The 14,445-nt window shown below is 57.2% G+C and carries 12 protein-coding genes; 8 read left to right on the top strand and 4 right to left on the bottom strand.

The window, feature by feature from the left end; genetic code table 11:
- Nucleotides 1-17: 17 nt before the first annotated feature.
- Genes ACP0GE_RS02805 through ACP0GE_RS02795 form a run of 3 tightly spaced genes read right to left on the bottom strand, consistent with a single transcriptional unit; the run spans nt 18 to nt 4,361 of the window.
- Nucleotides 18-1,151, bottom strand: coding sequence for an acyl-CoA dehydrogenase family protein (locus ACP0GE_RS02805; protein WP_424830480.1), 1,134 nt, complete (start codon nt 1,149-1,151; stop codon nt 18-20).
- Entirely contained in the window at nt 1,144-2,676 is a 1,533-nt protein-coding gene (locus tag ACP0GE_RS02800) for an AMP-binding protein (RefSeq protein ID WP_424830479.1), read from the bottom strand. The genes ACP0GE_RS02805 and ACP0GE_RS02800 overlap by 8 nt, the downstream gene beginning before the upstream one ends.
- Nucleotides 2,673-4,361, bottom strand: a complete 1,689-nt coding sequence (locus ACP0GE_RS02795; protein WP_424830478.1) for an alkaline phosphatase family protein — start codon at nt 4,359-4,361, stop codon at nt 2,673-2,675. The genes ACP0GE_RS02800 and ACP0GE_RS02795 overlap by 4 nt, the downstream gene beginning before the upstream one ends.
- Before the next feature lie 298 nt (nt 4,362-4,659).
- Here ACP0GE_RS02795 and ACP0GE_RS02790 point away from each other — a divergent pair, with 298 nt between their 5' ends.
- The 8 genes from ACP0GE_RS02790 (at nt 4,660) to ACP0GE_RS02755 (ending at nt 13,523) form a co-directional block, all read left to right on the top strand.
- Nucleotides 4,660-6,180 (top strand): class I adenylate-forming enzyme family protein, encoded by a 1,521-nt coding sequence (locus tag ACP0GE_RS02790; protein WP_424830477.1) that lies wholly within the window; start codon nt 4,660-4,662, stop codon nt 6,178-6,180.
- Entirely contained in the window at nt 6,177-7,277 is a 1,101-nt protein-coding gene (locus ACP0GE_RS02785) for a CaiB/BaiF CoA transferase family protein (protein ID WP_424830476.1), read from the top strand. Before ACP0GE_RS02790 ends, ACP0GE_RS02785 begins: the two co-directional genes overlap by 4 nt.
- Before the next feature lie 2 nt (nt 7,278-7,279).
- Nucleotides 7,280-8,026 carry an enoyl-CoA hydratase/isomerase family protein gene (locus tag ACP0GE_RS02780; RefSeq protein ID WP_424830475.1) on the top strand — a complete coding sequence of 249 codons (747 nt, stop codon included), beginning with the start codon at nt 7,280-7,282 and terminating at the stop codon, nt 8,024-8,026.
- A 258-nt stretch (nt 8,027-8,284) separates the two neighbouring features.
- Nucleotides 8,285-8,776, top strand: coding sequence for a methylaspartate mutase subunit S (gene glmS / locus ACP0GE_RS02775; RefSeq protein ID WP_424830474.1), 492 nt, complete (start codon nt 8,285-8,287; stop codon nt 8,774-8,776).
- A gap of 15 nt (nt 8,777-8,791) precedes the next feature.
- Nucleotides 8,792-10,258, top strand: a complete 1,467-nt coding sequence (locus tag ACP0GE_RS02770) for a methylaspartate mutase subunit E (protein ID WP_424830473.1) — start codon at nt 8,792-8,794, stop codon at nt 10,256-10,258.
- Between the two features lie 15 nt (nt 10,259-10,273).
- Entirely contained in the window at nt 10,274-11,521 is a 1,248-nt protein-coding gene (locus tag ACP0GE_RS02765) for a methylaspartate ammonia-lyase (protein WP_424830472.1), read from the top strand.
- Nucleotides 11,518-12,675 carry a CaiB/BaiF CoA transferase family protein gene (locus tag ACP0GE_RS02760; protein WP_424830471.1) on the top strand — a complete coding sequence of 386 codons (1,158 nt, stop codon included), beginning with the start codon at nt 11,518-11,520 and terminating at the stop codon, nt 12,673-12,675. Before ACP0GE_RS02765 ends, ACP0GE_RS02760 begins: the two co-directional genes overlap by 4 nt.
- Nucleotides 12,672-13,523: an HpcH/HpaI aldolase/citrate lyase family protein gene (locus ACP0GE_RS02755; protein WP_424830470.1), complete on the top strand. Its 852-nt coding sequence runs from the start codon at nt 12,672-12,674 to the stop codon at nt 13,521-13,523. The genes ACP0GE_RS02760 and ACP0GE_RS02755 overlap by 4 nt, the downstream gene beginning before the upstream one ends.
- Here the strand turns inward: ACP0GE_RS02755 and ACP0GE_RS02750 are convergent.
- The gene (locus ACP0GE_RS02750) at nt 13,498-14,442 is read right to left on the bottom strand and encodes a LysR family transcriptional regulator (protein WP_424830469.1); all 945 of its coding nucleotides are present in this window, start codon (nt 14,440-14,442) and stop codon (nt 13,498-13,500) included. The two genes, ACP0GE_RS02755 and ACP0GE_RS02750, sit on opposite strands and share 26 nt — an antisense overlap.
- Between the last annotated feature and the right edge of the window lie 3 nt (nt 14,443-14,445).

Here is a 14,445-nt window from a genome sequence, read left to right as displayed (position 1 = left end):
TTCCGGATAATTTCAACTCAGATCGTGCGGCCAATGATTTCGCGCATCACCTCGGACGCGCCGCCCGCGATCCTCTCGACCCTTGCATCGGCATAGGCCTTGCAAATGGCGTATTCATTCATGTAGCCCCAGCCGCCATGCAGTTGCAGGCAGGCGTCGACCGTGCGGCCCAGCATCTCGGTCGTCCACAGCTTGGCCATGGCAGCGGTATCGCCGTCCAAATCGCCCTCGATATACCTGCGTAGAAGGTCATCCACGTAAGCCCGGCCTACGGTCAGTTCAGTTTTGACGTCCGCAAGGGCAAAACGTGTGTTCTGAAATTCCAGCAGGCCTTGATTGAACAGGCGGCGATCCTTCACGTAATCGACGGTCTTGGCAAAAGCTCCTTCCGCTTTGGCCACACAGGATGCGGCAATCGACATCCGCTCGCGCGCAAGCCCCCGCATCAGATACGAGAACCCTTTGCCCTCTTCACCCAGCAGGGCATCGGCTGGCAGGTGCATGTTGTCGAAAAACAGCTCGGACGTGTCCTGCGCATGAGCGCCCAGTTTGTCCAGATTTTTGCCGCGTCGGAAACCATCGATTTTGGCATCAACCAAAAACAGCGAAATTCGGCCATCTTCTGTTTTGGCGGCGGTGACAACCACATCTGCCATCTGACCGTTCGAGATGAACACCTTTTGACCGTTCAAAAGCCAACCGTTGCCTTCGCGCCGCGCCGAGCTGCGGATACCCTTCAGGTCCGATCCAGCCCCGGGTTCAGTCATCGCCACTGCGCCAATGGCCTCGCCCGAGATCATCTTGGGCAGCCATTGCGTTCGCTGTTCTTTTGACCCAAAGTTCTGAATATACGGCGCCACCATTTCGGAGTGAATCCAGAATCCCGGACCGCTGGCACCAATGCGCCCCAACTCTTCGATGATCACGACGCTGAACAGGGTATCAAGACCAAGCCCACCATCTTCCTCGGCCACGGTTGGGCACAGGATACCGGCCTCGGCGGCCTTGTCCCAGACCTCGCGACTGACCATTCCGTCCCTTTCCCACTGCTCGTGATACGGTTCCACTTCGCGTGAGAGAAAGGTACGAACCTGGTCACGGAACATGTTGTGGTCTTCGTTAAAGACCGGACGCCTGCTGTCATCAAACATCGCTGCTATCCTTGTTCATTGAGATCCACTGCGCGCGCAAGGCGTCCTTGCGTACCTTTCCAACGCCGCTGAGTGGCAATTCTGTGATAAAGCTTATGCCTTTGGGGCATTTGTACCCGGCGATTTGCGCCTTTGTGTGGGCGATCAGATCGGCGGGTTCGGGCACCCGACCCTCGGCGACGACCACGAAGGCATGCACCGCCTCGCCCCACCTGTCATCCGGCACGCCAACAACGGAAACCGCAGCTACATCCGGATGCACTGACAATGTGTTTTCAACCTCGGCACAAAAAACGTTTTCGCCACCGGTGACGATCATGTCCTTCAAGCGGTCAACCACGGCCACATAGCCGTCTTCATCCATGACCCCAACATCGCCTGTATGCAGCCAGCCATCCACAACGGTCTCCGCCGTCTTTTCGGGCTGGCCCCAATAGCCGTTCATTACCCGATCACCTGCCACCATGATTTCACCCGCAACCCCGCGCGGAGCCTCATGACCATCGGCATCGACAATCCTGACATGCGCGCTGAGCGTGGGTTTGCCCGCTGTGGCCAGTTTTGAGCCACCGGGGACATGAGCCTCGGGCGGCAGAACAACGCAGGCTCCGGCAACTTCGGTCTGCCCGTAGCATTGCTTGAAACGCGCGTTGGGGAACGCAGCCAGAACCTGTTTCAGGAGCCCTTCGGATATGGGGGCCGCGCCGTAAACAGCGTTCTCGATCTGCTCTAGTATCGGGTCACCAGCAGCTAACTGGATCAGATCCTGATACATGGTCGGTACGATACTCAGAAAATTGACGCCGAGGTTGCGGATGGCATCCAGTATTCCGGCCGAGGATGTGTCATCACTGAAAACATGCGTACCCTGCACATATGTGATCGAGTTTCCGACCGAACAATCGGCCAAGTGGAAATACGGCGCGGCATGCAGATAGGCGGACCTGCCTGTGCATTCCAAGGCGTAAGCCTGATCCATCGCAGTCAGCTCAAACGCGGCGTGCGAGAGTTCAACCCCCTTCGGGCGACCGGTAGTGCCGCCTGTATAGTACAGACCCAGCAGGTCTTTCCCTCCGGCGTCGACAGGCGGTCGGGCTTCCCTTGTCAGAAGCTCGTCGAATTTTACCGACGCCTCAACCTGATCCAGCCCCATCACAACTGGCAGGCCCAGTTCTGCCGCGACCGCCTGCCCCGCCCCGGAGTGGAGATTGTCAAATGCAATACCGCGCGCCTGACAGTCGCCCAGTATCTGGCACATTTCCGGTGTCGAAAGACGAGTATTGATTGGAACGACAATGATACCCGCCCAGATGGCCGCGTAGGTCAGTTCCATATGCTCAGCACTGTTACCAGCCAGCAGCGCCAGACGGTCTCCGCGAGACAATCCTGCAGACAACAACCCAGAGGCCAGACGCGCGACCCGGTCGCCGGTTTCCGCCCAATTGCGTTCAAACCCGTATCCGCGAACGGCGGCAACGTGCCCGGATTGCTGTGCCGCCCGGGCGATTGCAAGATGCACACTCATTTCTTGCCCTCCGAAACTGCGCTCTCTAGCGGTTCAGCGAGTTTTTTCTCTACGCTAGCCTCGGCCGTATCCGAGAACGGGAAGCCCAGCCGGTCTTCGAAATCCTGCTCATCCCAGAAACCGATATAGCAACCCGGTGGTTCCGTGCCTGAAATACGAGAGATAAACGCCGCATCGACTGTGATCCGATTGTGATGCTGGCGTGCCCAGGCGTTCATCGCTGCTTCCATCCGGGCGATGACTTCTACATGCTCAGGATCGGTACTTGCCCCCAGATCAACCAACTCATCAGGGTCACTTTCCAGATCGTAGAGCATGGGGCGGAATCCCTCGGCATGAATGAACTTCCACCGATCGTCGCGCAGCATGACAAGCCGGGCGTCTTCCTGACGGATACCCAACTGCTCGGGCACAAGGCGACCGCAATAGTCGTATTCCGACACGGCGTAACGGCGCCAGTTTTCGGGTGCTTCCGGCTGGTGCAGCAATGGCGTCAGGTCCCGCCCTTCCAGTATGTGGGGGCGCTCCTCACCACCAAAATAGGACAGGAAGGTTGGAGCCAAATCAATGCCTTCGACCAACTCATCTCGAACCTGCCCCCGTGTCTCGTCCGCCTCTTTGCGCGGGTCGTAAATAATCAGAGGTGTCTTTGAGGAAGCATCATGGAACAGGTCTTTTTCGCCTAGCCAGTGGTCACCCAGATAGTCGCCGTGATCCGATGTCACTACGATCATCGTGTTGTCCATCAAACCCCGCTCTTCCATGAAGGCAAACAGCAGGCCCAGCTGGTCGTCGATCTGTTTAATCAGGCCCATATAGGCGGGGATGACGGCCTGGCGCGTTTCCTCTTTCCAAAAGACCTTGGACAGGCCTTGTTCCATAAAGGCGTCGTAAATCGGGTGTGCTGCCTCGCGCTCGGCCTCATTGCGAATGACCGGCAGGACATGCTCGGGCCCATACATGTTGTGGTAAGGCGCTGGCACGATGTAAGGCCAATGCGGCTTGATGTAACTTAGGTGCAAGCACCACGGCTGATCACCCGCGTCGGCCATGAAATCCATTGCGCGGCGGGTCATATAGGGTGTTTCGCTGTCTTCTTCAGCGATGTTTGCCTGCCCGGGAGAGCTTTTCAGCAGCCAGCCTGACAGGATGTCGCCTTTGTCATCCACCGTGGAATTCGCAAAGTCGTTCCAGGGGTTTTCAGACTCATATCCTTTGGACCTCAGATAATCGTCATAGGCGGTTTTGCCTGCTCCGGGCAGTGTATAGGGATGAACCCCGTCATCCCTTTCGAACGGCTCGAAACCACATTGAGACGCAAGAACCCCGGCGTTTGATTCGGGACTCAAGCCGAGGCGGCGCATGCCTTCGACATCCACCTTCATATGAGTCTTGCCAACCAGCGCCGACCGTACCCCGACATCGCGCAGATGGTCGCCCAGGGTCGGCTCCCCCACCCGCAGTGGAAATCCGTTCCAGGTAGAGCCGTGAGACCGGCAATATCGCCCTGTGTAATAGGACATGCGTGACGGCCCACAGACAGGAGATTGCACATAAGCGTTGCGAAACAGGACGCCGCGTTCAGCCAATGAATCAATATGCGGAGTATGCAGGTGCGGGTGACCATAGCAGGACAGATAGTCCCAGCGTAGCTGGTCAGCCATGATCCACAAAACGTTCTGCATTCCGGAGCCTCCCATCCTCAGTTATTAATAGGCTAATTTATTTATGTGCTGCTGTCAAAGAAGAATTTCCCGAAAAGTGGTACCGTGAATCATCGAATGGCGAGCGACCCTTACCAGATGGGCGCGAGATTGGCATGAGGAGATTATTAAAAATAGTAATTTTTACATAGCCATACGCCAAGGGCAGGCCCTCATCGGGAATGTCTTGAATTAAAATTCTATTGATTGATTGATTAAAAGCATCTACCGTGCCACAGACCAGCATACCCGGTCGCATCTGCGACGATGAGGAGGGCGTATGACTTTTGCAGACCTGATCACCCGAAACGCATCGCGCATTTCGGATGGAATCGCGATCAAGCACAGGCAGGGCGCGATGACATGGGCCGATCTGCTTCAGGCAGCACAGCGGTTTTCCGGCGCGATGTTGGCTTTGGGCATAAAGCCGGGGGACCGGGTCGCCCTGCTATCGGAAAGCAGCCCCGGCTATATCGTGGCGATTCACGGGACGGCCTGGGGCGGGAATATTCTTGTACCCCTCAACACCCGCCTTGCTGGCAAGGAGCTGATCGATCAGTTGGAAGACTGCGATGCACGCATCGTTCTTGTGAGCCCCACTTATGCTGACGCCACGGCGAACTGGCCCGAAAAGTGGAAAAACCGCATCGTCTCAATTGCGTTGGACGGGGCCATCGATGCCCCCTCCGCCAAGCCAGCGCCGCGTGTGCAGACGGACGCAGATCGGACTCAAACGATTCTGTACACTGGCGGAACAACCGGCCGAGCCAAGGGCGTTGAACTGTCGTCGCGATCGATGATCGCAAATGGTCAGGTTGTTTCGCAGGTCCTGGACCTGAAAAAAGACGATACCAGCCTGCTGACCGCGCCGATGTTCCACATCAGCGGGTCAGGGATGGTTTGGTCGACAGCGATCGTTGGTGCCAGCTGTGCGCCCCTGCCCGGCTTTTCACCGAAGGATGTCTTTGAGACACTGATCGGTTACCGGGCATCGACCCTGTTTCTGGCGCCAACCATGATTCAGATGTTGCTGGACGATCCAGGCTTTGACGCAGGATTTTTCGCCAGTGTCCGCAATCTGATGTATGGCGCGTCGCCAATTTCGGAAACCCTGCTGAAGCGGGTTCTTGATGTATTGCCGGATGTCAGGCTGACGCAAGCTTATGGTCAGACCGAGATTTGCCCACTGACCTTATTGCAGCACGAAGATCATCTGCGCGCCTTGAACGAAAGACCAGAAATCCTACGCGCCGCTGGCAAACCGGTTGACGGGGTGAAGATCCGGCTGACAGACTCCGATGGCCGTGACGTACCGATTGGAACTCCGGGAGAAATCCATGCCTTGGGCGCGGCGATCATGAACAGTTATTATAACTTGCCCGACCAGACCAACGCCGCTGTCAAAGACGGATACGTCAATACTGGCGACATCGGGAAATTCGACGACGATGGCTATCTGACGCTTGTCGACCGGTCGAAGGACATGATCGTTACCGGGGGCGAGAACGTCTATTCCACCGAAGTTGAAAATGTTCTCAACGCCCATTCCGACGTGACGCATGCAGCGGTTATCGCGGTGCCCGATCAAAAATGGGGCGAACGCGTTCACGCAATTGTCGAGTTGAAGACACCCCGTGCAGATACCGAACTGATCGCGTTCTGCCGGGAATTTCTGGCGGGCTACAAATGCCCCAAAAGCATCGAAACCATCACCGCCATGCCCCTGACTCCGGCTGGAAAAATCGACAAAAAGCCGCTGCGGGAAAAATATTGGGCCGATAAGGAGACGCGCATATCATGAGTACCGCCGATCAACCCCTATCAGGAATCCGCGTTGTCGACTTTTCGTCACTGATACCTGGCCCGCTTGCGACCCTGATGCTGCAGGAAGCCGGGGCAGATGTGATCCGCATAACCCGACCGGATGGGGACCCGATGGCCAAGTTGCCGCCGTATGTCGGCGGGGTGAACGCGGAACATATCGTATTGACCGCTGGTAAGGATTGTTTTGCTGCCGACCTGAGAAATGCATCTGACCTTGAACAGGTTCGAAAGATCATTGCAACAGCGGATGTTCTGGTGGAAGGATTCCGGCCCGGCGTCATGGGCAAATATGGTTTGGGCTACGAAGATCTGAAAACGACCCATCCAAAGCTGATTTATTGCTCGATCACTGGTTACGGGCAAAACGGCCCAAACCGCAGCAAGGCCGGGCATGACATCAATTATCAGGCGGAATCGGGTCTGCTGGCAATGTCGCCCGGAACCGTTGAGACACCCAGTGTGCCGCCGGCATTGGTCGCCGATATCGCTGGTGGATCCTTTGCCTCGGTCATCAATATTCTGCTCGCGCTGCTGAAGCGGGAAAAAACAGGACAGGGCTCTCATCTGGATATTGCGATGGCGGACGGGGCGACGACCCTGCTGATACAGGCTCAGGCCCGTCGACAAGCGACAGGGGCTGACCCCTGTCCACGCGGCGAGATGCTGACCGGAGGATCGCCGCGCTATGACCTGTACGCGACAAAGGATGGCAGGTTCCTGGCTGTTGGCGCGATCGAGGAAAAATTCTGGGAAGCCTTCTGTGCCACAGTCGGACTGCCCCTTACCGCCACAAGCGATCAGGTGCGCGCTATAGTATTGCAAGAGACTTCAGAGACCTGGGAAAAGCGATTTGAGGGTGTCGATGCTTGCGTCAGCCTCGTCAGTACGCTGAGTGAGGCCATGGAATCCAATCATGCGAAACACCGCAGCCTTTATACCCGCAAAGTCGAAGGCCCGGACGGAATCCAGCTGGACGCCCTGCCTCTGCCGATCTCTCAGGTCTTTCGCCATCCGTCCGGTCGTATCCCGGAATACTCAACTGCAAGCCTGTATTCCGAAGAAACGATCTCCTGACCATGAGCTTGGTGCCCGAAATCGAAGTCATCGAAAACCACCGGGTTCTGGCCGTAAAACTGAAGCGCCCTAAACAAGCAAATGCCATAAGTCTGCCGATGTCGGACAAGCTGACCTCGGTTTTTTCGGACGCATCGCGCAACGATCATATTGGGGCTGTTCTTTTATCAGGGGACGGACCCCACTTTTGTGCGGGCGGTGACTTTGACCTCGTTAACGACAATCTTTTGGCGGCACAAAAAGGATTTGCCGCTGCACGCGCGATACAGGAACCGTCTCACGTGTTGATCCGGTCGATCGAGACCTGCAGCAAACCCGTGATTACCGCTGTCACAGGCGCCGCCGCAGGTGTCGGACTTGCGATAGCTCTTGCGAGTGACATTGTGGTCGCCGCGTCCGATGCCCGCTTCATATATGCCTATACCCAGATCGGGTTGCCCGGAGATGCTGCAATAACACGCCTATTGCCTGCACGGCTTGGGCAGGCGCGCGCATTGCAATTGGCCCTGCTGGACGGGGAACTAGACGCTGAAACCGCGCGCGCATGGGGCTTGGCGAACTATCTGACCGAAGGGGCAGAAGCGACCTATACGCGGGGCCTGGAACTGGCGCATAAAGTGGCTGACCTTCCCAACGAGCTGTCTTCTGGTCTCAAGTACCTCATGAGAACGGATCTCAGTGTTGAAGACCACAAAGATCGCGAAATCCGAACATTCATTGAGTGTGCAAAGTTGGGGCGCACGAGTTAGTCGGTTGCCCCCGGGGATATGCGTTCTGTGTGGCTGATCTTGTCTAGCCTTTTCACCGTCCATCAATAGAACGGTGCCCGGTTTCTCTCGGGGGTCCGGCAAGCTGCCGCTTGCAGTGGCAGTCCATTCATTGTCTCCATCACGCACTGCTCAACAAATAAGGAATATTTATCTAAAGAAAAAACCAAGTCATTTTTCTTTACGATACGATTCTCGCTCGCTACCACAATGAACAGCGCGACAGAGAGAGAGTCCAAGATGTTTGACGCCAATACGACATACAAAGTGGTTCTGGGTGTAATCGGAGCTGATTGCCACGCTGTAGGAAACAAGATTCTGACCAGCCTGTTGACCCGGGCCGGTATCGAAGTTGTCAACCTTGGGGTGATGGTCAGCCAGACAGAATTCGTGACGGCGGCGATTGCCGAGAATGCCGATGCCATTCTGGTTTCATCAATCTATGGCCATGGTGAGATTGATTGTCAGGGCCTGCGCGATCGCTGCGACCAAGCCGGGATCGGCAATATCCTTCTGTATGTCGGCGGCAATCTGGTGATCGGCAAGCAGGACTTTGAAACCGTGAAAGCGCGCTTTGAAGATATGGGGTATGACCGAGTGTTCCCCGCATCGGTCAACATCGATGACGTTGTCAGGTTGCTGAAAGACGATATCGAGCTGAACCGCCTTCCAAAGCTGGGCCATAACTCGGGCGCTGTTTCGGTGAAATTCGCCGATTGGGCCGCTCTGTAAAAGGCAGTTTAAGATATGAGCGGCGCGCCAGAAATAACCAACAGCCAACTGCCCGATGCCGTTTTTGACGCTGAACGCGTAACTGTATTGCAATCCTGGCACACCGGTGCCGAAGTGGACTTCGACGCGGGCGTCGCGCGCCAATCGGCCCTGCAGGTTGAGAAACAGTTTTCGGCGGCGTTGGCCGACGCCGATGAGACGGGAAAGACCTTGTTGCAACCGCGCGCGGGTGTGGCGCTGTTGCGTGAACACACAGCACTGATGGAGGGCCTGGCCCCCTTTTGCGATGTCCTGCCCACCACAATCGATGCCTACACTCGCCACAACCGCTATGACGAGGCGCAGGAGGGTATCGACCGGTCGCGCAAGGCTGGTACATCTCTGCTGAACGGGTTTCCGGCTGTTAATCACGGCGTAAGCGGTTGCCAGCAACTGGTGGATATAGCCGCAAAACCGATTCAGGTACGTCATGGCACACCCGACGCCCGCCTGCTGGCTGAAGTGACACTCAGCGCCGGGTTCTCCTCATATGAAGGTGGCGGGATTTCCTATAACATCCCCTATGCCAAAAATATCCCGCTGGAACAGTCGATCCGGCACTGGCAATATTGCGACCGGCTTGTAGGTCGATTTGAAGAACATGGCGTGCGCATCAACCGCGAGCCGTTCGGCCCGCTGACCGGAACCTTGGTTCCGCCTTTTGTATCCCATGTTGTTGCCATCATCGAAGGGCTGCTGGCGCTGGAACAGGGCGTGCGCTGCATCACGCTGGGCTACGGGCAGGCAGGTAATCTGGTTCAGGATGTTGCTGCACTGCGCTCGCTGCGGCGTCTTGGGCATCACTATTTCCAGAACGCAGGTTATGAAGATTACAGCCTGACCACGGTGTTCCATCAGTGGATGGGGGGTTTCCCCGAAGACGAGGCCAAAGCGACCGCAGTCATCTGTCTAGGGGCGCTTGCGGCCAAACAGGCGCGCGCCACCAAAATCATCGTCAAAACCCCGCACGAGGCCAGCGGCATCCCATCGCTTGAGGCCAACCAGGCCGGGCTGAAGGCGACTCGTCAGATGGTGAACATGATCGCCGACCAGAACCGCAACGACGGCAACGAGATCCTGACAGAGGTCGAGATCATCGAGGCTGAGGTTCACGCCGTCATGCGCGCAGTTCTGAAGCTTGGCAAAGGGGATATCGCGCGCGGGGCCGTGCTGGCCTTTGAATCCGGCGTTATGGATGTTCCGTTCGCTCCGGCCATTAGCAATGCGGGCAAGCTGACCCCTGTACGCGACAACCATGGTGCATTGCGCATTTTCGAAACCGGCAATGTACCGCTGCCCAAGGACGTGATGGCCTTTCACCGGGATCGGATTGCCGAACGGGCACGTTCGGAAGGGCGAGAGGTCTCCTTTGACATGGTGGTCGACGACGTACGTGCCATTTCCGCCAGCAAACTGATCGGTCGCCCCTCGGCCGCTGCCTAAGGTTCAAACTGTATCATGAAAATCAAGAATGTCGTTTTTGCACCCGGGCTCGCCTCATACTACTTTGACGACCAGGCGGCGATCAAACAGGGCGCCAAGCAGGACGGGTTTGTCTATTGCGGCCCGGCAACAACCGAAGGCTTCGCGCAGGTTCGCCAATATGGTGAAAGCGTCTCGATCCTGCTGGAGCTTGAGAACGGACAAATCGCCGAAGGCGATTGCGCCGCAGTCCAGTATTCCGGCGCTGCCGGGCGTGACCCTTTGTTTCTGGCACACCAGATCATCCCCTTTCTGCAAGAGAACCTAACCCCGCTGCTGGCCGGCTACGACATTCGCAGTTTCCGCGAAAGCGCTGCGTTCTTCGATGCTGTGGAGGTGAACGGCAAGCCCCTTCATACGGCCGTCCGCTATGGTCTGTCGCAGGCCCTGTTGTCTGCGGCGGCTATCTCTGCCGGTAAGATGAAGTTCGAGGTCATCTGCGAGGAATGGGGTTTGGAACCTGTCCACGCCCCCCTGCGCCTGTTTGGTCAAAGCGGGGACAACCGCTATGAAGCTGTCGACAAAATGGTGCTGAAACAAGTCGACGCCCTGCCCCACGGTCTGATCAACAACATCCCGCAAAAGCTGGGCGAACATGGTGGCAAACTGGCTGAATACGTCACCTGGCTATCCCGCCGTATTCAGGATTTGCGCACCGACCCCAGTTACCACCCTGCCCTGCATATCGATGTCTACGGAACCGTTGGGATGATTTTCAACAACGACGCGAACCGGATTGCCGAATACTTGGCATCGCTGGAAAGTCGTGCCGCTCCGTTTGACCTATATATCGAAGGTCCTGCGGATGCCGGGGCGCAAGACGCGCAGGTCGCGCTGTTGGGTGACATTCGCGCTGCGCTGAAGGCAATGGGCAGCACTGTCAAAATTGTCGCTGACGAATGGTGCAACACGGTCGAGGACGTGATCCAATTTGTCGATGCCGGGTGTTGCGACATGGTTCAGATCAAGACCCCCGATCTGGGATCGTTACACAACACAATTGATGCGGTGCTGTATTGCAAGGCCAATGGCGTTGCCGCTTATCAGGGCGGTACCTGCAACGAGACCGATATCTCGGCCCGAGCTTGCCTGCATGCCGCGATGGCCACGCGACCCGACCGCGTGCTGGTCAAACCCGGTATGGGCTTTGACGAGGGCATGACCATTGTGGCCAACGAAATGCACCGCACCTTGGCCCTTTTGCAAACACGAGCTGCCGCATGACCGATACTCCGTTGAAACCCTATGAAGGCCTTCTGGTAGTCTCACTGGAACAGGCGGTTGCCGCCCCTTTGGCGTCCTGCCATTTCGCGCAGGGCGGCGCGCGCGTCATCAAGATCGAGCGTGATACCGGCGATTTCGCCCGCAAATATGACGGCGCGGTGAAAGGATCGGCTTCATATTTCGTCTGGGCAAACCACGGCAAGGAAAGCCTGTGTCTGGACATCAAAAACCCCGACGATGCCGCGTTGCTGCACCGGATTCTCGACAAGGCGGATGTGTTCATCCAGAACCTCGCGCCCGGCGCCATCGCCCGCGCGGGTTTTGGCGAGGACGTTCTGCGCAAACGCAACCCACGCCTGATTACCTGCGATATCAGCGGTTATGGCGAGGACGGTCGTTATAGCGACATGAAGGCTTATGATTTTCTGGTGCAATGCGAAAGCGGGTTGGTAGCTGTGAACGGCGCACCCGGTCACCCGGGGCGTATTGGCGTTTCGGTCTGCGATATCGGGGCCAGTATGAACGCCATTATCGGTATCCAGAAGGCGCTGATTGCGCGCGGTATCAGCGGCAAAGGCAGCGCAGTGAAGCTGTCGCTGTTCGACACGGCCGCAGACTGGATGACGGTTCCATTGATGCACACGGTTTACGCAGGCAAAGCGCCGCAGCCGGTGGGGCTGCATCACCCTTCCATCGCGCCTTATGGTGGTTTTACAACTGCGGACAATGAGGTTCTGGCAATCTCGATCCAGAATGAACGCGAATGGAAACGGCTTTGCGTTGACGTGATCGGGCAACCCGAACTGGCCACAGATCCGCGTTTCTGTGATGCCGCGCAGCGGGTGGCCAATAGGGCAGAACTGGACGGCATCGTGGCGGAATTTTTTGCATCTCATCTTCGCGCCGAGCTGGAGTCCAAATTGTTCGACGCAGCCATAGCGTATGGTGCCGTGAATTCGGTCAGCACATTTGCCGATCATCCCCAATTGCGCCGCACGCCAGTCACGCTGGAAACCGGGGAAGAGGCGCATCTCGTTGCCGCGCCCGTGCGACACAGTTTTGACCCGGAAGCCCCGCGCTTTGGCCGCGTGCCCGCGCTGGGTGAGCACACAGAAACAATCCGCACGGAGTTTGCAGAAGCCGTCCCCGCATGATCCGCTCTTACCTGTTCACCCCGGCCCATCGCGAGTCCCTTGTCGCCCGTGCCCACCAACGGGGCGCGGATACCATTCTGCTGGACCTTGAAGACAGCGTGCCGTGTGACCAGAAGCAGATGGCGCGCGATGGTTTGGCCAAAGCTGTAGCGCTTTTGGCTTCGCACAAGATGCCAGTCATCGCTCGGGTGAATGCCGATCTTGGCGAATGCGTTCGTGATCTTGAGGCCGCGATCCTGTCAGGCATTCACACGGTCATGCTGCCCAAAGTCATGGGCGCAGATCACCTGCGTCTGATCGGTGACTATCTGTCGATTCTGGAACGACAGGCTAAGTTGCCTGAGGGCAAAACCCGTCTGATTGCCCTGATCGAAACAGCCGAAGCTCTGCTGGATGTGCCTGCCATTGCCACGGCCTCGTCCCGCCTGACCGCGCTGGCCTTCGGAACCGAGGATTTCTCGACCGATTGCGGATTCCCGCCGTCTGTTACTGCTTTGCAGGGGCCGGCTCAGTCCCTGATCTTCGCGGCCAAGGCGGCGGGTCTGCAGGCAATCGGGTTACCGGGCAGCATCGCTGAAATCGACGACATGAACGCGTATCTGGGCTGTATCGAACTTGGGCGCAGCATCGGTTTTGACGGCGTGATGTGCATCCACCCCCGGCAGGTGGATGTCGTGAACCGTGTTTTCACCCCCAGCGATGCCGAGTTTGAGCACGCCGCTCGTGTCGTGGAAACATTCGATATGGCTGTGAGACAAGGTCTTGGCGCTGTCATGCTGGATGGCAAGATGATTGACCCACCAATCGTGGCGCGTGCGCAGGCTATGTTGCAATCCCGGCGTCTTTGAAGAAATCCTGCATCAGTTCGAGCCCTTTCTGATCGACGAAGTCGCGGAATGTCCGCGCTGCAGGCCGCAGCCGTTTTTCGCGCTTGTGAAGAACAAACCAATCGCGGAACTCTGGCATCCCTTCGACACTCAGGATTTTCAGCTTGCCCGCCATAAGCTCCAACGCGATCGTATGGGCCGAGATGAAGGCCAGTCCCATATTGGCCATCACGGCCTGTTTGATATTCGCATTGCTGTCCATCTCTTGCGCCTTGGGCTGCGGCAGATCGGATTCAGAGAAGAAATGCTCATGAACCATGCGAGTTCCGGACCCCGCTTCACGCACCAGAAAACGATGATTGGGCAAATCTGACCTTCGAATACGCTTTGAACGGACCAGCGGGTGGTCCGGATGGCCGATCAGGACATAAGGGTGCTTGGCAAACTGATGCGAAATCGTCTCAAGCCGCCGCGGCGGGCGGCCCATCAGCGCCAGGTCAATCTGGTCGGTTTCCAGCATCTCGATAACGGCACGCCGGTTCGCAATCTTGAATTGAAGATCGCAATCGGGATGTTCCTGCTGGAACTGAGCCAGCAAATGCGGCCCGAAATTGCGCGCCGTGGACACCATGGCCACCCGAACCCTGTGATCCAGTTTGCCCTGCATGATCTGAACCACATCCACGGCCTCGGCCAGAGTTTCCGTCATGCGTTCCGCATATGGCACCAGCGCAGTTGCAATCTGGCTGGGGATGACGGAACGACCGGACTTTTCAAACAGGGGCGCGCCAAGCGCTTCGCTCAGACGGCTCATTTGCATCGATACGGCGGGTGGGGTCAGTTCCAACCGTTCGGCAGCACGCACAAAGCTGCGGGTCTCGATAGCCACCAGAAAAATCTGCAACTGGCGCAAGGTGATTTTATCTGATGACAGAGACATCGT

The sequence above is a fragment of the Ruegeria sp. genome (assembly GCF_965243365.1).
In the GTDB taxonomy this organism is placed as follows: domain Bacteria; phylum Pseudomonadota; class Alphaproteobacteria; order Rhodobacterales; family Rhodobacteraceae; genus Ruegeria.
Note: the sequence above shows the minus strand (reverse complement) of the source record. Positions and strands in the feature narration are given on the sequence as shown.